We start from the raw sequence: 18,546 nt of genomic DNA, 5'->3' as shown, positions 1-18,546 counted from the left end.
AGCCCCGCAAGCAATCACAAGATGGCATATAGGGTTTGGGCCAGCCAAAGCGAGAGCGATGCAGCCGGGTTCTTATCCAAAAACCCGGGTTCTTATCCAAAAACATGGACGACCACGGTCAGCCAAAACGCAGTGGTGACGACCGCACAGGCGGTGGCGATGGTCATCTGGTTCGATGCCAGCGCCTGGCCGGTGTTGAACTGCACGGCGATGAGATAGGAGTTGATGCCGGACGGCAACGCCGCAACCATGACCGCCACCTTGGCCGTCAATGGCGGCAGGCCGATCAGCCAGACCAGGCCGAGAACCAGCGCCGGCATCAGGAACAGTTTCAGCGCCGACAGCGCCAGCGCCGGCCTTACATTGCCGGAAATGCCGAAGCGGCGCAGGCTGAGCCCCATGGCAAACAGCGCCACCGGGGCGGCCGTGCCGGCCAGCGCGTCGCTCAGCCGTGTCGCAAGCACCGGCAGCGGCGCACCGGTGAAGCGCCACGCCAGCCCGGCCAGTATGCCGATGATCAGCGGATTGATGAATACCCGCCTGAGAAAGCTCCTGACGACGCGGAGCGGATGTACAGGCTCGCTGCCGCCGCGGCCGAACATCTCGAACAGGATGATCGAGGCCATCATCATCACCGGCAGGTGAATGGAGACGAGCAGTGACAGCACTTCGAACCCCGCCGGCCCGAACACGCCGATGATGAAGGGCGCGCCGAGCAGGACGACGTTGGAGTAGGACGACGACACGCCGCCGACGACGCCGGCGCGGGCGTCCCGCCCGAAGATGCGCGTAATAACCAGATGGCCGGTGGCCCAGGTGAGCGCGACCGCCGCGAAATAAGCGCCCCATAGCGACCACGGCGCCACGCCGTGGAAATCAGCCTTTACCATGGTCTGGAACAGCAAAAGCGGCATTGCCACGTTGATGGCGAATTCGGATACGCCCTCGCCGCTCGCCGGCTTCAAATAGCCGGTCAACCCGGCAAGATAGCCGAGCCCGACGAGACTGAAGACGAAGAGGACGGTTTCGGTAAGCGGAGACATTTTTCCCGTGATAGGCGAGGCTCGGCGGCGGCGCAATCGCCCTTCCCTCGCGAATGTACCGGCCAACAATCCGGCCGCTCGGATCTTGCCCGAATTTGCTCATGGTTGGATGCCAGCGCTATACAGGGTTGTCGGGGGACACGCGGCGAATGGGCCTTGTCGGAAATCAGCACTTCTTCAAGCAGGCGTGGCTGACGGCTTTCGTCGGCGCCATGCTTTGCCTCGTGGTGACCTCGGCTCATGCCGCGGAGCCGGCGAGCCTCAAGGGCGTGGCGCTGATTGTCGGCCAGTCGAAATACCAGCACATAGCGGCTCTTCCCAACCCCGCCAACGACGCCCGCGACATCGCCAAGATGCTGACCGATCTCGGCTTCGACGCGCGCAGTGTAACCGATCGCGATGCGGCAAAACTGAAGCGCGATCTCGAGCGTTTCGCCGAGGACGCAGAGGACGCCGACGTCGCCTTGATCTACTATTCCGGCCACGGCATCGAGGCCGGCGGCGAAAACTATCTGGTGCCGGTCGACGCCGACATTTCTTCATTGAAGGACGCCGATCAGGCCCTGGTGCCGATCTCCGCCGTCATGGACGAATTGAAGACGACCGTGCCGGTAACGATCATGCTGCTCGATGCCTGCCGCACCAACCCGTTTCCGGCGGATGCGGTGCTGCGCCGGGCGCCGACGGCCTCGGCCTCGCCGATCAGCGCCGGCGGATTGGAGCCGGTGCGCGGTGCCAGGGCACTGGCAAACGCGACCGCGACGGAAAATCTGGGAACGGTGATCGGCTTTGCCGCCGAGCCGGGGCGGCCGGCACTCGATGGCATCGTCGGCGAAAACAGCCCCTACGCAGCGGCACTTCTGCGCCATCTCGCGGCGATGAAGGGCACCGAGTTCGGCTCGGTCATGCGCATGGTGACAGAGGAGGTCTATCTCGACACCAAGGCCAAGCAGCGGCCATGGGTCAATGAAAGCCTGCGCCGGCTGCTCTACTTCGGCGTAGCACCGCAGGAACCGACCGGCGACGACGGCCTGATCACCGGCGAGCGGCGGCAATTGCTGCTGACGATCGCCGAGTTGCCTGACCCCAAGCGGGCACAGGTCGAACTGGCCTCGCTGCAGGACGGCGTGCCGCTCGACGCGCTTTATGGCGTGCTGAAGGCGCTCGGCACCGAAAAGATGCCGGAGGACCCCACCGACCTGCAACAGCTGCTCGACGCCCAGGCCGAGCGCCTGAAGAAGATGATCTCCGAGCGCAACGCGCTGCGCACCGACGACCCCGAGATCAGCCGCCTCGTCGCCTCGGCCGACAAGGCGATCGGCCAGGGCGCCATCGTCACCGCGCGCAACTTCCTCGACAAGGCGGTGGGCCGGGTCGAGCAGGCCAGCGGCGCGGTCGACCAGGCTGAGAAACTGGTCAGGCAGAAGCGTCTTGCCGACGCGGCGATCTATGCCAGGCGCGCCGACGCTTCGGCGCTGGTCTTCGACTATCTGTCGGCCGCCAACGATTACGGCAAGGCCTTCTCGCTGGTCGAGAAATGGGACGACAGGCTGCGCTGGAACTACAAGAACCAGGAGGCGGAAGCGCTCAACGCGCATGGCAGCGCCACCGGCGACAGGCAAGCGCTGCAGCGCGCCATCGACGCCTACCGCGTCATCCTGAACTTCATCCCCAATGGCGAGCAGAACCGCGACTGGGCGATCACCCGCAACAACATGGCGGTGGTGCTGCAGACGATCGGCGAGCGCGAGCGCGAAACCGACCGGCTGGAAGAGGCAGCGAAAATCTTTCGCGATTCGCTTGCCGTGTTCGAGCGCGAGAAGGACGACATCAACTGGGCGGCGGCCCAGAACAACCTGGCCAATGTGCTGTTGAAGATCGGCGAACGCGAGAGCGACCCGAAACGCCTGAACGAAGCAGTGGTGGCGATGCGCGCCACGCTGGAGAAGCGGCCGCGCGACAAAGTCCCGCTGGACTGGGCCGCCTCGCAAAGCAACCTTGGCCTTGCGCTTTACGCGCTTTCGGAGCGCGAACCGAGCGGCGAGCGCCTGACCGAGGCCGAGGCCGCCTACCGGCTGGCGCTTGAAGAATACACGCGCGAAAAAGCCCCCGTTCAGTGGGCGATGGTCCAGAACAATCTCGGCAACACGCTGGTGTCTCTCGGCACGCAACGCAACGACAAGGCAAAAATCGACGAGGCAGCCGCGGCATTCCGCGCGGCGCTCGAAATCCGCACCCGCGACACCTTCCCGCTCTCCTGGGCGAGCAGCCGTCTCAATCTCGGTAACGCGCTGAGCAGTGCTGCCCGTTTCGATTTCGGCACCGGCCTGCTCGAAGAGGCGGCTGCCGCCTATGGCGACGCGCTGACCATATTCACACGCCAACGTTTTCCGACGAATTGGGCTTCCGCGGAGAACAATCTCGGCTCGATCTACCAGACGCTTGGCCAGCGCACGCGCGATCCTGCCAGGCTTGAGCAATCGGCCGCTGCATACCGGGCGGCACGGCGCGTCTATACCAAAAAGGAGTTTCCGCTCGACTGGGCGATGACCCACTACAATCTCGGCAACACGCTGCAACTGCTCGGCGGCGTGACCGACAAGCCGGTGCATTACGAGGACGCGATCGAGGCCTATCGCGATGCACTTCGGGAATACAAGCGCGAGACCACGCCGCGGCAATGGGCACTGGCGCAGGCCGGCCTCGGCTCGGCGCTGCAATGGCTAAGCATGAGCGAGGCCGATCCCCGCAAACTGGCCGCTTCGATCGCCGCGCGCCGGGCAGCGCTGGAGGTGCTGACCTTCGAGACCTCGCCGGTCGACTGGGCAAACGCGCAGAACGGCATCGGCATGAGCCTGATCAATCTCGGCAATCTCGAACGCACCGGCAAATATCTGGACGAAGCCGAAGCCGCCTTCGAGGCAACGCTCAAGGTCTTCACCCGCGAAAGCCAGCCGATGCAATGGGCCTTCGAGCAGAACAATCTCGGCGACGTCCACTGGAACCGCGGCAGCTATGGCGGTGGCAATGTCGAATTCGAAAAGGCGATCGAATTCTTCGAGAACGCCAAGCAGGGCTTTACCGAAGCCGGCTACACACTCCCGATCCCGCTGACCGACCGCAAGATCGATCTGGTGAAGAAGCAGATAGCGAAGAAATAGGCGTCTCGGCCGCAGGTTGCACTCGGCTTGTCTTTCAGCCGGCTTTGCCGTCCCTATATGCCGGTCACCGGGGACCTGCCTGCCGGTCACCCGAAAAGGATGTCTGATGCTTCGATTTGTGCTGGCGCTGCTGTTGCTTGCCGTTTCCGCCACAGCCCATGCGACGGAAGCCGGCTGGGCGCTGCTGCGCGACGGCGGGCATGTGGTGCTGCTTCGTCATGCCATGGTCACAGGCACCACCGATGCGGCCAATTTCGACCTCGGCAAATGCGCCACCCAGGTCAATCTCTCTGAGCGCGGCAAGCAACAGGCGCGCAAGATCGGCGCGCTGTTTGGCGCCCGCGCGGCACCGGTCGAGCGCGTGCTGTCCAGCCGTTATTGCCGCTGCCTCGAGACCGCCCGCATCGCTTTCGAAAGCGAGCCGGAGCCGTTCGCACCGCTTGACCTGCTGAAGACCGACGAAAAGGAGAAGGCCGCCCAGATCGCTGCGATCCTGGCCGAGATCCGCGGCTATTCCGGCTCCGACAATCTGGTCATGGTCACGCATCTCGAAGACATCAAGGAATTGACCGGCATCTCGCCGCGCGAAGGCGAGGCCGTGGTCGTCGAGCCGCAAGGCGACGGACTGCGCGTGCTCGGCCGCGTTACCTTCTGACCGCGCCGGTCGCTCCTCGCGTCGAGCGAGATAGGTGTTGCCGAAATGCCACTGCCACGAGAAGCCGTGGTTGGATTCCGATCTCATCTTGCTCCGCCTGGGCAGCAATCCCATCTGCGCCCGGCGTATGAGGCCTTTTCCTGCCCGGAAAAACCGATTAGACAGCCCAAAACACGTGCGGACAGATTCCGCCCGCAATCGAAGGAAAAGCCCTTGTCCACCACGTTCGACAAAGTCGCCAAGATCATCGCCGACACCAGCGAGATCGACATCGAGACGATCACGCCCGAAAGCCACACCATCGACGATCTCGGCATCGACAGCCTCGACTTCCTCGACATCGTCTTTGCCATCGACAAGGAATTCGGCATCAAGGTGCCGTTGGAAAAGTGGACGCAAGAGGTCAACGACGGCAAGGCCTCGACCGACGACTATTTCGTCATGAAGAACCTGTGCGCCAAGATCGACGCGCTCGTCGCCGCCAAGAACGCCATCTAAGCACAGCCCTTGACGCGCCCTCACCCACAACAGCCGCCCATGAACCCCCGCGACGTCGTCATATCAGGCATCGGCCTTGTCTCGTCACTGGGCGAGGGTCCGGATGCGCATTGGCAAAAGCTCGTCCAGCCGCGCCTTGAACCGGTTCTGGAGGCCTCGCGCTTCTCGCCCTATACGGTCCACCCGCTGCCGGAGATCGACTGGAACCTGCAGATCGCCAAGCGTGGCGACCAGCGGCAGATGGAGACCTGGCAGAGGCTCGGCACCTATGCGGCCGGCCTTGCGCTCGACGATGCCGGCATCAAGGGCAATGACGAACTCTGCGCGACCATGGACATGGTGGTGGCCGCCGGCGGCGGCGAGCGCGACGAGGCGGTCGACGCGGCCATTCTCGCGGCATCGGAAAGCCGCAACGATCGCGACGTGCTGCTCAACGAGAAGCTGACCACGGAATTGCGCCCGACGCTGTTTCTGGCACAGCTCTCCAACCTGCTGGCCGGCAACATCTCGATCGTCCACAAGGTGACGGGATCGTCGCGCACCTTCATGGGCGAGGAAGGTGCCGGCGTCGCCGCTGTCGAGACGGCGGCCGCGCGCATCCGCTCCGGCCAGTCGACGCATATACTGGTCGGCGGCGCTTTCCAGACCGAACATTCCGACATGCTGCTCGGCTATGAACTGGCCGGCTACCTGCATCGCGGTCCGTGGCGGCCGGTCTGGCAGAGGCAAGGCGCCGAGGGCGGCGGCGTGGTGACCGGATCCGGCGGCGCGTTTCTCGTCCTGGAGCAGCGCGAGCATGCGGAAAGCCGTGGCCGGAAGATCTATGCGGAACTCGGCCCGATCCTGTCCGGCCGCGCCAGGCGCCGGCGGGGCGAACTCGATGGCGAGATCGACACGCTGCTGAAGCAGGCCGCATTGCCGAATGGCGAGCTGCTGGCGATCTCCGGCGCTTCGGGCGCCCATGCCGCGACCGCCGCCGAGAAATCGGCGCTCGACGCCAATCCGGCGATCGCCGCACGCGGCTTTTCGACGCTGACCGGCCACATGAAGGAAGCGCAGTTCCCCTTTGCCGTTGCGCTGGCGGCCCTCGCTGTCGACCGCAAGGCCGCCTACCCTGTCTTCGACGCCACAGTCGAAAAACCGTTTGCCGGCGTCCCGAAGACCGTCCTTGCAACGGCGATCGGCTATCACCAATTCGAGGGCATGGCGCTGATCAAAGCCGCCTAGAGCATCGGACCGAAAAGTGTGACGCGATTTTCGGGCGATCCGACGCTCCAAGAGAAACAGGTTTTTGGACAACAAATGGCCAATCTGAACGACCATATGGGCAGGCCCATCGTCGCGGTCACCGGCATCGGCGTGGTGACGTCGCTCGGTGTCGGCAAAGCCGACAATTGGGCGGCACTGACGTCGGGCAAATCCGGCATCCATCCGATCACCCGCTTCCCGGTCGATCATCTCAACACCCGCATCTCCGGCATGGTCGATTTCCTGCCGTCGAGTTCCAAGGGCGCCAGTCTCCTCACCTATGAGCTTGCCGAAACCGCCGCCCAGGAAGCGATGTCGGAGGCGGGCCTCGATGCCGGCGATTTCGGCGGACCGCTTTTCCTCGCGTCGCCGCCGGTCGAGCTCGACTGGAGCGAGCGCTTTTCGCTCTACAATTCCGACGCGCACGACACCGGTGCCGAGAGGCTGCTGCGGGTAGCGCGCAGCCTCAGGGAACTCGACATCTTCGAAACCACCCAGTTCGGCTCGATCGCCGACCGGCTTGCCGACCGTTTCGGCACGCGCGGCCTGCCGATCACGCTGTCGACCGCCTGCGCTTCGGGCGCCACGGCGATCCAACTCGGCGTCGAGGCGATCCGCCGCGGCGAATGCGACAGGGCGCTGTCGATCGGCGCCGATGGCTCGGCGACCGCCGAGGCGCTGATCCGCTTCTCGCTTCTATCGGCGCTCTCCACCCATAACGACATCCCCGAAAAGGCCTCAAAACCCTTCTCGAAGGATCGTGACGGCTTCGTGCTGGCGGAAGGCTCGGGCGCCCTTGTGCTGGAATCACTGGAGGCAGCACTTGCCCGCGGTGCCACCGTTCTCGGCATATTGCGCGGCTGCGGCGAAAAGGCCGACGACTTCCATCGCACCCGCTCCAAGCCGGACGGTTCGCCGGCGATCGCGGCGGTGCGCGCCGCCCTTGCCGATGCCGGCTTGAGCGAGGACGGGATCGATTATGTCAACGCCCACGGCACCTCGACGCCCGAAAACGACAAGATGGAGCATTTGTCGCTGTCGACGGTGTTCGGCGAGCGGATCTCGTCAATGCCGGTCTCGTCGAACAAGTCGATGATCGGCCATACCCTATCGGCTGCCGGTGCCGTCGAGGCAGCATTTTCGCTGATGACGATGCGCGAAAGCGTCATTCCGCCGACCATCAACTACGACAATCCCGACCCGGCAATCGTCCTCGACGTGGTGCCGAACACCAAGCGCAATGCCGAGGTCGGCACCGTCCTGTCGAACTCCTTCGGCTTTGGCGGCCAGAACACCTGCCTTGTCATGGCGCGGGAACCGGTCTAAGCGACCTTTTTCAGCCAGACTGAACCGACAGGCACCATGCGCGCATTGCAACTTATCGAGGACCGCCGCCTTGAAACGGTGGACCTGCCGCCGCCGCCACCGCCTTTGCTCGGCGAGGTGACGCTGCGCATCAAGGCCGTGGCGCTGAACCATATCGACGTCTGGGGCTGGCGCGGCATGGCCTTCGCCAAGCGCAAGCTGCCGCTGGTCGTCGGCGCCGAGGCCTCGGGCGAGGTCGAGGCGGTCGGCCCAGGCGTTTCCAGCCTTGTGACCGGGCAATTGGTGTCGATCTATGGCGCCCGCACCTGCGGTCTTTGCCGCGCCTGCCGCGAAGGCCGCGACAATCTCTGCGAGCATGTTTCGGGCGTGCACGGCTTCCATCTCGACGGCTTTGCGCAGGAAAAGATCAACCTGCCGGCGCGCCTTCTGGTCCCAGCTCCGCCCGGCGTGAGCGAAATCGGGGCGGCGGTGGCGCCTGTCACCTTCGGCACGGTCGAGCACATGCTGTTCGACAATGCCCGGCTGCAGCCCGGCGAGACGATACTGGTCCATGCCGGCGGCTCCGGCATCGGCTCCGCCGCGATTCAGCTGGCCAAGAAGATGGGCTGCACGGTCATCACCACCGTCGGCTCGAACGACAAGATCGACAAGGCCAAGGCGCTCGGCGCCGACCACGTCATCAATTACCGCGACGACCGCTTCGAAGGCGTCGTGCGCAAGCTGACCAAGAAGAAGGGCGTCGACGTGGTGTTCGAGCATGTCGGCGCCGACACATTTGCCGCCTCGATGCTGTGCCTCAAACGCGGCGGTCGGCTGGTCACCTGCGGCTCGACCTCCGGCGTGTCGACGCAGATCAATTTGATGCAGTTGTTCCAGCAGCAGCTGAAGCTGCTAGGCTCGTTCGGCTGCCGCATGGAAAACATGGCCGACGCCATGCAGAAGATGGCGGCGGGCCTGGTCGCGCCGGTGATAGACACCGAGGTCGGCTTCGACGGCATCGATGCGGCGCTGAAGCGCATGGAAGGCCGCGACGTCTTCGGCAAGATCATCCTGCGCGTCGGCTGAAATGATCGGCAACGCCTTCAGGAAGATCCGCAGGGACGTGGGATTCCGCTATGGCAGGCGGCTTCGCCAGTTCAACTACTGGCTGGTCGCGCGCGTCGCGATGATCATCATCTCCGCGCTGCGCCTGCTGCCGCCCGACAGGGCGCTCAATTTCGCCGACCGCGCTGCCCGCCGCATCGGCCCCTGGGTGGCGCGCCATCAGGTTGCGGTCGACAATCTGCGCAAGGCCTATCCGGAAAAAAGCGATGCCGAGATCGAGGCGATCGCTTCCGATATGTGGGGCAACATGGCCCGCCTGGCCACCGAATACATCTTTCTCGATGCTTTGTTCGACTACGATCCCGCTGCGACGAAGCCGGGCCGTGTCGAGGTCAAGGGCGTGGAGCATTTCGTGCGCATCGCTGGCGAGGACAAGCCGCATATCGTCTTCACCGGGCATCTCGGCAATTTCGAGCTGCTGCCGGTGGCTGCGGCGACCTTCGGCATGAACATCACGGCGCTGTTTCGCCCGCCCAACAACCCTTACCTCGCCGAGTACATCCTCTCGACCCGCCGCTCGAGCATGGGATCGCTGCTGCCGTCTTCGACCGGTGCCTCGTTCGCACTTGCGGCCATCCTCGAGAAAGGCGGCAATATCGGCGTGCTGGTCGACCAAAAATTCACCGCCGGGCTCGAGACGACATTCTTCGGCCGCCCCTGCGAGAGCAACCGGGTTCTCGGCACCCTGGCGCGGCACTACGATTGCGATGTCTACCCGGCGCGCTGCGTACGCCTGCCGAACAACCGTTTCCGGCTCGAGATCGAGGACAAGCTCACCTTGCCGCGCACCGCCGGCGGCAGTGTCGACGTCCGCGCCACCACCCAGCTTCTCAACGACGTGGTCGAGCGCTGGGTGCGCGAAGACCCCGGCCAGTGGATGTGGTTCCACAAGCGCTGGGAGATCAGCGGCCGCAAAAAGCGTCGGCCGGCGACAATGCGCGACAAACCCGCCTGAGCGGAACGATCTTTTTGGGGCACCGGCCCTATTTTGTTCTTGCTTTGTGCCGGCAGCTATGCTACTAATTTCGGTATGGTGCTATTTGGCCCCGACGAACCCGCCGCTCCGGCGGGTTTTTTATTGCGGGCCGACGAGCAGGCCCTAATTCGTCACGAGGATCCGCGTATTACCGAAGCCGGCTTTGCGCACCATCGAATAGAACGCGGCGGCGTTGCTGGGGTGGAGGCGCACACAGCCATGCGATGCCGGGCGCCCCAATTGCCGGATCGCGCCGGTGCCGTGGATAGCATAGCCGCCGCGGAAGAACACCGAATAGGGCATCGGCGACATGTCGTATTTGCGCGAATACCACATCCGGGCCGTCCGCTGTGGCCGATAGCTGCCGCGCGGCGTGATGTAGCCTTTGCGGGCGGTGGAAACGCTCCACCGGTAATACGAAAGCCCGTATCTTACCGTCATCGTCTGTGAGGAAATATCGATGTTCGCGACCAGGCTGGCCGCCCGGCTCTCGAACGACGAACCGAACAGCATCGCCATCAATGCCGCTGCCATGAGAACAGTGTTTTTCATGCAATCAAACCCCTTTGATGCCCCTTGCTTGCCTGCCCTCACGCTGTTCTCCAGCGTTTTGATGGCAAGCCAGCGAGCTAACACCTACTCCCTGACGATTTCACCAATCCAAAGCAGCGAATTTGAACGATTTCCCGCAATAGTTGCCGTAACGACACGCAATCGCCTCGCAATTCGCCATCGGGCTTGCAAAACCCCCTCATCCGCTGCTCAATTCGCCGAATGAACGAACCGAACGAACGGCTCCTCAAGGCTATCGATGACCGAGCCGATGATCTGGTTGCACTGACTGCGGATCTAATCCGCTTTCCAACCATCAATCCGCCCGGCGAAGCCTATCGGCCATGTGCCGAATATATCGGCGCGCGGCTGAAGAAGCGTGGTTTTGAGATCGAATTCATCCGTGCCGAGGGCACGCCCGGCGACACTGACCGTTACCCGCGCGTCAACGTCGTCGCCCGCTTCGATGGCCGGGCGCCGGGTGCTTGCGTGCACTTCAATTCGCATATCGACGTCGTCGAGCCCGGCGACGGCTGGAGCCTCGATCCGTTCGCCGGCATCGTCAGGGATGGCAAGGTCTATGGCCGCGGCGCATGCGACATGAAAGGCGGGCTTGCCGCCTCGATCATCGCCGCTGAAGCCTTCATGGAGGTGTTTCCCGATTTTCCCGGCGCCATCGAGATTTCAGGCACGGTCGACGAGGAGTCCGGCGGCTTTGGCGGCGTCGCGCATCTGGCCAAGCTCGGCTATTTCTCGAGGCCGAAGGTCGACCACGTCATCATTCCCGAGCCGCTCAACAAGGACCGCATCTGCCTTGGCCATCGCGGCGTCTGGTGGGCCGAGATCGAGACCAAGGGCGAGATCGCGCACGGCTCGATGCCGTTCCTCGGCGACAATGCGGTGCGCCATATGGGCGCCGTGCTGCGGGCCTTCGAAGACGAATTGTTTCCGGCGCTCGACCGCAAGATGACGCGCATGCCGGTCGTGCCCGAAGGCGCAAAACGCTCGACCATGAACATCAACTCGATCCATGGCGGCCAGACGGAGGATTTCCGGCCCGGCCTGCCCTCGCCCAACGTGCCCGATTCCTGCCGGCTGACCATCGACCGCCGCTTCCTGCTCGAAGAGGATCTCGCTGCGGTCAAGAGCGAGGTGACCGATATCCTCGAACGGCTGAAGCGCGAGCGCAAAAAGTTCGACTACGAAATCCGCGATCTGGTAGAGGTGCTGCCGCTGATGACCGAGCGCGACGCGCCGGTGGTTAAGGCGGTCGCGCAAGGCATCATGGAGATATTCGACCGCGAACCGGATTACGTGATTTCGCCCGGCACCTACGACCAGAAGCACATCGCCCGTATCGGCCACATCTATGACTGCATCGCCTATGGCCCGGGCATCCTCGATCTCGCCCATCGGCCCGACGAATGGGTCGGCATTGCCGACATGCTGGACTCGGCAAAGGTGATGGCGATTGGCCTCGGCGTGCTGCTGAGGGGCGCCGGCCCGCCATGATCCGGCCATGGGCGGAAAAACATTCCTCCCGGCGTCGGCACACGGTACGAAACGCAATTTACTCGGCGGCGAATTCACGCTTCTATCCGCCCGGGTTTGAGCACGTGTTTTAGACATGGGGAGTTGCACGATGAAATTGTGGAAAACCATTCTGGCCGCCGCGGCGCTGGCGTTGGCCGCCGGGACCTCAGCGATGGCCGCGCGCACCGACCTGGTCATCGGCATTACGCTCGAACCCCCGCATCTCGACCCGACCGCGGGTGCCGCCGCGGCAATCGACGAGGTACTCTATGCCAATGTCTTCGAGGGCCTGACCCGCATCGGCCCGAACGGCGAGGTGCTGCCCGATCTCGCGCAAAGCTGGAGCATTTCCGACGACGGCAAGGTCTACACTTTCAAGCTGCATACAGGCGTGAAATTCCATGACGGCACCGACTTCAACGCCGACGACGTGAAATTCTCGCTCGACCGTGCCCGCGCCGACAATTCCGTCAACGCGCAAAAGGCCCTGTTTGCCGCCATCGACAAGGTCGAGGTCGTCGATCCCGCGACGGTGAAGGTCACGCTGAAGAACCCGCAAGGCTCGTTCCTCTACAATATGGGCTGGGGCGACGCGGTGATCGTGGCGCCTGAGACAGCCGACACCAACAAGGAAAAACCGATCGGCACCGGCCCGTTCAAGTTCCAGAACTGGGCCAAGGGCTCATCGATCACGCTGGTCAAGTCGGATAATTACTGGGGCGCCCCGGTATTTCTCGACAAGGCCGAGTTCCGCATCATTCCGGATGCCGCCGCCGCCGTTCCGGCGCTGCTTTCCGGCGACGTTCAGGCCTTTCCGTTCTTCGACCCCGACAGCGTCGCCCAGGTCAAGGACGATCCGCGCTTCAAGGTGGTGATCGGCTCGACCGAGGGTGAAACCATCCTGTCGATCAACAACAAGAAGCCGCCCTTCGACAAGCTGCAGGTCAGGCAGGCGATTTCCTTTGCGCTCGATCGCAAGGCGATCATCGACGGCGCCTCGGCCGGCCTAGGCGTGCCGATCGGCTCGCACATGTCGCCCGCCAGCAAGGCCTATGTCGACCTCACCGGCCTCTATCCGCACAATGTGGAGAAGGCCAAGGAGTTGCTGAAGGAAGCCGGCCTGGAGAATGGCTTCAAGGCGACGCTCAAGCTGCCGCCGCCCTCCTATGCGCGGCTTGGCGGCGAGATCATCGCCTCCGAGCTTCGCGAAATCGGCATCGATCTCGAGATCATCCCGGTCGAATGGGCGCAGTGGCTGGACCAGGTCTTCACCAAGAAGGATTACGACCTGACCATCGTTTCCCATACCGAGCCCAACGACATCGATATCTATTCGCGCAAGGACTATTACTTCAACTACGACAATCCGGCCTTCGACAAGATCATCGACGAGCTGAACCTTACCTCCGACGAGGCCAAGCGCATGACGCTGCTCGGCGAGGCGCAGAAGGTCCTGGCAGACGACGCCGTGGTCGGCTTCCTCTACGAATTGCCGAAGGTCGGCGTCTGGGACGCCAAACTGCAGGGCCTATGGGAAAACGCCCCCATCCAGGCCAACGACCTGACCAAGGTGAAGTGGACGGATTGATCGCTGACAGAAAGGCGAAAGTTGCACTCCGTCACACCCCCCTCTGTCCTGCCGGACATCTCCCCCTCAAGGGGGGAGATTGAGCCCTCACCGCCGCTTTCGCTAACCACTAGCGTTGCAGGGACAGTGCCGGCGTGGAAACTGCCAATCTCCCCCCTTGAGGGGGAGATGTCCGGCAGGGCAGAGGGGGGTGGGCGGGAACGATACCCTAGCCCGATCTTTGCGTCCGCACCGGTCCCCTCATGACCGCCTTTCTCCTCAAGCGGCTCGCCATCGCCGTCGTCACGCTGATTCTGGCCTCGATGGTGGTCTTTGCCGTGCTGGAGATCATTCCCGGCGACCCGGCGCGGCTGATGCTTGGCCTGAACGCCAGTGCCGACCAGATCGAATTGCTGCGCAACCAGATGGGTCTCAACGCTCCCGTCGTGCTGCGCTACCTGCATTGGGCCGGCGGCTTGCTGAGCCTCGATTTCGGCCGTTCCTACACCTATTCGGTGCCGGTCATCGATCTGGTCCGCGAGCGCCTCGTCGTCTCGCTGCCGCTGGCACTGATGGCGCTGGCGGTGTCCACAGTCATTGCCATTCCGGTCGGGCTGTTTTCCGCCAGCAGACGCGGCCGCGCCGGCGACACGATTGCGATGGGCGCCGCCCAGCTTGGCGTCGCCGTGCCCAATTTCTGGTTTGCGCTGATGCTGATCTATCTGTTCGCCGTCTGGCTGCGGCTGGTGCCGGGCGGCGGTTTTCCCGGCTGGGGCGCCGGCGTCTGGCCGGCGCTGAAGTCGCTGCTCCTGCCGGCGGTCGCCCTCGCTCTGCCGCAGGCGGCGATCCTCGCCCGGGTCACCCGCTCGGCGCTGATTGAAGTGCTGAATGAGGACTACATCCGCACCGCCCGCGCCAAGGGCCTGCCCTATCGTCTTGTCTTGTGGCGGCATGCGCTGCGCAACGCCTTGATCCCGGTGGTCACCATTCTAGGCCTGCAATTCGCCTTCCTGCTTGCCGGCACCATCATCATCGAGAACGTCTTCTATTTGCCCGGCCTCGGCCGGCTGGTGTTCCAGGCAATCAACCAGCGTGACCTGATCGTGGTCGAGAGCGTCGTCATGCTGCTGGTTGCCGCCGTCATCATCGTCAATTTCGTTGTCGATCTCTCCTATGCGGTGGTCGATCCGCGCCTGAGAGGCAGGCAATGACGCTGCACATCGACATCCCCGACGAGAACCTTGCCGGCATCCTGGCCAAGGCGTTTCGAAACCGTTCGTTCCTCGCCGGCTTCGTCGTCACCGCACTGGTGGCTGCGGTCGCGATCCTCTCCTTCGTGTGGACGCCTTACGACGTCACCAGGCTGGTCATTTCCGACAAGACCCAGGCGCCATCGTTGGCGCACTGGTTCGGCACCGACCATTTCGGTCGCGACATCCTGTCGATGATCATGGTCGGCGCCCGCAACTCGATCGCCGTGGCGCTGGTGGCGGTCGGCATCGGCATGGGCGTCGGCGTGCCGCTCGGCGCCTTCGCTGCGGCGCGCGGCGGCATCGCCGATGACGTGCTGATGCGGCTGAACGACCTGGTCTTCGCCTTTCCGGCGCTGCTTTCGGCAATCATGATCACCGCCATCTTCGGGCCCGGCGCGTTCAACGCCATCATTGCCATCGGCATCTTCAACATCCCGGTGTTCGCGCGCGTCGCCCGCGCCGGCGCCCTGGCGATCTGGCCGCGCGAATTCATCCTCGCCGCCCGCGCCGCCGGCAAAAGCAGGACGCTGATCAGCATCGAACATGTGCTGCCCAACATCGCCACGCTGCTGCTGGTGCAAGGCACCATCCAGTTCGCGCTGGGCATACTGGCCGAAGCGGGCTTGTCCTATGTCGGGCTCGGCACGCAGCCGCCGATGCCGAGTTGGGGCCGCATGCTGTTCGACGCCCAGACCCGCATGGTGGTGGCGCCGTGGATGGCGATCTTCCCGGGCATGGCGATCGTCGTCACCGTGCTTGGCCTGAACCTGCTTGGCGACGGCATTGCCGACATCCTCGATCCGAAATCGCGGCGGCAGCGATGAGCCTGCTCGAGATCGACAAGCTGTCACTAACCATCGGCAGCACCCGTATCCTCAGAGACATCGAGCTTTCCGTGGCGCCGGGCGAGGTGATGGGGCTGGTTGGCGAATCCGGCTCCGGCAAATCGATGACGGCGCTTACGGTGATGCAGCTTCTGCCCTGGGCGGCGCATACCAGCGGACGCATCACCTTCGACGGCATCGACATCCTTGCCGCCAGCGAGGACCAGATGTGCGCACTGCGCGGCGACGACATCGGGATGGTTTTCCAGGAGCCGATGACGGCGCTCAATCCGGTCAAGACCATCGGCGAGCAGGTCGCCGAGGGTATTCGCTGGCACACCAGGGCGAGCCGCGCCGACGCCGAGGAACGGACGCGAAAGATGCTCGACCGGGTCGGCCTGCCGGCGGCACAATTCCCGCTGTCGCGTTATCCGCACGAACTCTCCGGCGGTCAGCGCCAACGCGTCGTCATTGCCATTGCCTGTGCGCTGAAACCCAAGCTGCTGATTGCCGACGAGCCGACGACGGCGCTCGACGTGGTGCTGCAGGCGCAGATCCTCGACCTGCTGCGCGACCTCGTAGCGGAAAACCGCATGGGTCTTCTGCTCATCTCGCACGAACTCGCCGTGGTGACCGAGATGGCGGACCGCATCACCATCCTGCGCCATGGCGAGGTGATGGAGGCCGGCGATACCGCGCGCACGCTGTCCGAACAGCTTCATCCCTACACGCGACAGCTGGCGCAGGCCTCGATGCATGTGCCGGCGCGGGCCCGCACACACGACAGCGGATCGGCCAAACCGCTGCTTCAGGTAGAGAGCGTAACGCGGGATTATCCGGGACGGCGCATATCCCTGTTTAAACGCGCGGCTGCCATCCGCGCCGTCGACGATGTCTCCTTCTCGATGGCGCCCGGCCGGTCGGTGGCGCTCGTCGGCCGTTCCGGCTGCGGCAAGTCGACGCTTGCCCGCATGGTTCTGGCACTCGACAAGCCGACATCGGGAACCATCCGCTTCCGCGGCGATATCCTCACCGACAAGAGCGAGGCGGAGCTGAAGCCGGCACGGCGCGACATGCAGGTCGTGTTCCAGGACCCGTACGGCTCGTTCGACCCACGCCAGAAGGTCGAGAGATTGGTGGCCGAGCCGCTGCATGTGCTGGAGAAGAAGCCGGCGCCCGCCGCGCGGCGCGAGATGGTGGCGTATGCGCTGCACGAGGTCGGCCTCTCACCAGGCGACATGGACAAGTATCCGCATGAGTTTTCGGGCGGCCAGCGCCAGCGCCTTTCGATCGCCCGCGCCATCATCACGCGGCCGAAACTGGTCGTCGCCGACGAGCCGGTCTCGGCGCTCGATGTCTCGATCCGCGCGCAGATCCTCGATCTGTTCGCCGACCTCAACCAGAAGCTCGGCATCGCCTATCTGTTCATCACCCATGATCTGACCGTCGCCCGCGCCATCACCGACGAGGTGATGGTCATGCATGACGGCAAGATCGTCGAGCGCGGCAGGACGAGCGAAGTGCTCGACCACCCGCAGTCCGAGGCGGCCAAAGCGCTGGTCACTGCTGCTCCAGACCTGCACCGGACGATTGCAAAACGGCTGCGCGAACAGGGCTGAGCGGCAAGGGGCACGGGCCTTCCGTTCTCCCACTGTGGGGTCCGAAGGACGGGGCGAGACCGGTGGCTCGCCCCACGAGGAGGCTCCGGTGGTTGGCGACGTGGTGGAGACGACTGTTTGTGGCCAGCCTATGAAAGTAGAAAAAATATGGGGCCATTGGGCCGATCGCCGATCGCGCAACCCGGACCTGATCGTCCCTTTGCGCGCGAAGGAGATTTAGCGAACTTAGGTTTGGAAATTACGGTATTAATGTATGTTTTCTGCCTCGCCCGTTCGGCTTTGTCCTGCCGCGTATTCTCCGCATCGTCGCGCTTAAGCTAAGCAAAACGACTGGCAGCAACGGATAGCCCCCAAACACACGAGAGCTTGGCGCTCCAACAAAGCCGTAACTAATCACCACTCGCGCCTTCCGCATCACGCCGGCATCTGTAGTAAAGGGAACCTTAAAGTGAGACAACTACCCTACAAGGAAGGCACCCTATTTGCCATTCCGTTGAGATCAGGTGGCTACGGGCTTGGCTTGGTAGCTCATATGGCCCCAATGGGAAAGATTATTCTAGCATATCTATTTGGACCAATGCGTCTGGAATTGCCAAAGGCGGATGAATTAAATGACCTTAGTCCAGATAATGCAGTCAGGTGCCTACGGTGTGGCGATCTCGGTTTAATAAATGGAACTTGGCCAATTATTGGCCAAATGAAGAGCTGGGCAGAAGACAAATGGCCTATGCCAACCTTCGTTCACAAAGAAAGCCTTTCCAACCGAATTCTTATTCGAAAATACTCAGAGTCTGACCCATCGAAGCTAGAGAGCCAAACTAGCGTAGCTTCGGCGGGCGATTTGGAGCAGGACGGTTTACACGGATATCAAGCCGTCGAATTGATTCTGATCGAGCAGCTGAAACCCCATTGATCAAGGAATGACGGTAACGATGTGAATTACGAATTACGGTGACTCCCACTAGCCGGCCTCTCGTCAATGCCGCGCGGACTTTTTTGGCGGCGTCAGCGGCTAATTTGCATCGGGCGGACTATTCATCCGGGGAGGAGCCCCACGACTGGTGAAGGAGGGATGTCACTGGGTTGTTTGGTGGATAACAATAAAGACTATAACTCGCTTATGAATGTAATCGGCCCGAATAAGCTGGGTAGTGCGAGTTTACAGGTAAATGATTTCCCAATTGGTT

The 18,546-nt window shown here is 63.2% G+C and carries 15 protein-coding genes; 13 read left to right on the top strand and 2 right to left on the bottom strand.

Going from position 1 to position 18,546, the window contains the following annotated elements; translation table 11 throughout:
• Positions 1-92 precede the first annotated feature (92 nt).
• The gene (locus tag NKJ23_RS08815; RefSeq protein ID WP_352451970.1) at positions 93-1,043 is read right to left on the bottom strand and encodes an AEC family transporter; all 951 of its coding nucleotides are present in this window, start codon (positions 1,041-1,043) and stop codon (positions 93-95) included.
• Between the two features lie 149 nt (positions 1,044-1,192).
• Between NKJ23_RS08815 and NKJ23_RS08810 the strand changes: the two genes are divergently transcribed.
• The 7 genes from NKJ23_RS08810 (at position 1,193) to NKJ23_RS08780 (ending at position 9,990) form a co-directional block, all read left to right on the top strand.
• On the top strand, positions 1,193-4,204 hold the full coding sequence (locus tag NKJ23_RS08810) for a caspase family protein (RefSeq protein WP_352680012.1): 3,012 nt from the start codon (positions 1,193-1,195) through the stop codon (positions 4,202-4,204).
• A 106-nt stretch (positions 4,205-4,310) separates the two neighbouring features.
• A complete protein-coding gene (locus NKJ23_RS08805) occupies positions 4,311-4,859 on the top strand; it encodes a histidine phosphatase family protein (RefSeq protein WP_352454578.1) in 549 nt (182 codons plus the stop codon).
• A 213-nt stretch (positions 4,860-5,072) separates the two neighbouring features.
• Complete coding sequence (locus NKJ23_RS08800; protein WP_023676462.1) at positions 5,073-5,357, top strand: acyl carrier protein; 285 nt, start codon at positions 5,073-5,075, stop codon at positions 5,355-5,357.
• Between the two features lie 39 nt (positions 5,358-5,396).
• Positions 5,397-6,584 (top strand): beta-ketoacyl-ACP synthase, encoded by a 1,188-nt coding sequence (locus tag NKJ23_RS08795; protein WP_352680010.1) that lies wholly within the window; start codon positions 5,397-5,399, stop codon positions 6,582-6,584.
• Between the two features lie 75 nt (positions 6,585-6,659).
• Entirely contained in the window at positions 6,660-7,931 is a 1,272-nt protein-coding gene (locus NKJ23_RS08790; RefSeq protein WP_352680009.1) for a beta-ketoacyl-ACP synthase, read from the top strand.
• Between the two features lie 36 nt (positions 7,932-7,967).
• Entirely contained in the window at positions 7,968-8,996 is a 1,029-nt protein-coding gene (locus tag NKJ23_RS08785; RefSeq protein ID WP_023676465.1) for a zinc-binding dehydrogenase, read from the top strand.
• A 1-nt stretch (position 8,997) separates the two neighbouring features.
• Positions 8,998-9,990: a lipid A biosynthesis lauroyl acyltransferase gene (locus NKJ23_RS08780; RefSeq protein ID WP_352680007.1), complete on the top strand. Its 993-nt coding sequence runs from the start codon at positions 8,998-9,000 to the stop codon at positions 9,988-9,990.
• A gap of 144 nt (positions 9,991-10,134) precedes the next feature.
• Here the strand turns inward: NKJ23_RS08780 and NKJ23_RS08775 are convergent, their stop codons facing one another.
• The gene (locus tag NKJ23_RS08775) at positions 10,135-10,563 is read right to left on the bottom strand and encodes a L,D-transpeptidase (protein ID WP_023676467.1); all 429 of its coding nucleotides are present in this window, start codon (positions 10,561-10,563) and stop codon (positions 10,135-10,137) included.
• A 222-nt stretch (positions 10,564-10,785) separates the two neighbouring features.
• On the opposite strand from NKJ23_RS08775, the gene NKJ23_RS08770 reads away from it, so the two are divergent.
• The 6 genes from NKJ23_RS08770 (at position 10,786) to NKJ23_RS08745 (ending at position 18,272) form a co-directional block, all read left to right on the top strand.
• On the top strand, positions 10,786-12,075 hold the full coding sequence (locus NKJ23_RS08770) for an acetylornithine deacetylase/succinyl-diaminopimelate desuccinylase family protein (RefSeq protein ID WP_352680005.1): 1,290 nt from the start codon (positions 10,786-10,788) through the stop codon (positions 12,073-12,075).
• 130 nt (positions 12,076-12,205) lie between these two features.
• Positions 12,206-13,684 (top strand): ABC transporter substrate-binding protein, encoded by a 1,479-nt coding sequence (locus NKJ23_RS08765; RefSeq protein WP_352680003.1) that lies wholly within the window; start codon positions 12,206-12,208, stop codon positions 13,682-13,684.
• A gap of 242 nt (positions 13,685-13,926) precedes the next feature.
• Positions 13,927-14,874 (top strand): ABC transporter permease, encoded by a 948-nt coding sequence (locus NKJ23_RS08760; protein WP_352680002.1) that lies wholly within the window; start codon positions 13,927-13,929, stop codon positions 14,872-14,874.
• Entirely contained in the window at positions 14,871-15,740 is an 870-nt protein-coding gene (locus NKJ23_RS08755) for an ABC transporter permease (RefSeq protein WP_352680000.1), read from the top strand. Before NKJ23_RS08760 ends, NKJ23_RS08755 begins: the two co-directional genes overlap by 4 nt.
• Positions 15,737-17,359: an ABC transporter ATP-binding protein gene (locus NKJ23_RS08750; protein WP_352679998.1), complete on the top strand. Its 1,623-nt coding sequence runs from the start codon at positions 15,737-15,739 to the stop codon at positions 17,357-17,359. Before NKJ23_RS08755 ends, NKJ23_RS08750 begins: the two co-directional genes overlap by 4 nt.
• A 448-nt stretch (positions 17,360-17,807) precedes the next feature.
• The gene (locus NKJ23_RS08745; protein ID WP_352500928.1) at positions 17,808-18,272 is read left to right on the top strand and encodes an Imm26 family immunity protein; all 465 of its coding nucleotides are present in this window, start codon (positions 17,808-17,810) and stop codon (positions 18,270-18,272) included.
• The last annotated feature ends 274 nt before the right edge of the window (positions 18,273-18,546 follow it).

This window comes from Mesorhizobium sp. M0184, from assembly GCF_040322215.1.
Classification (GTDB): Bacteria; Pseudomonadota; Alphaproteobacteria; order Rhizobiales; family Rhizobiaceae; genus Mesorhizobium.
The sequence above is the reverse complement of the archived record's forward strand: the minus strand, read 5'-3'. Positions and strand labels throughout refer to the sequence as shown.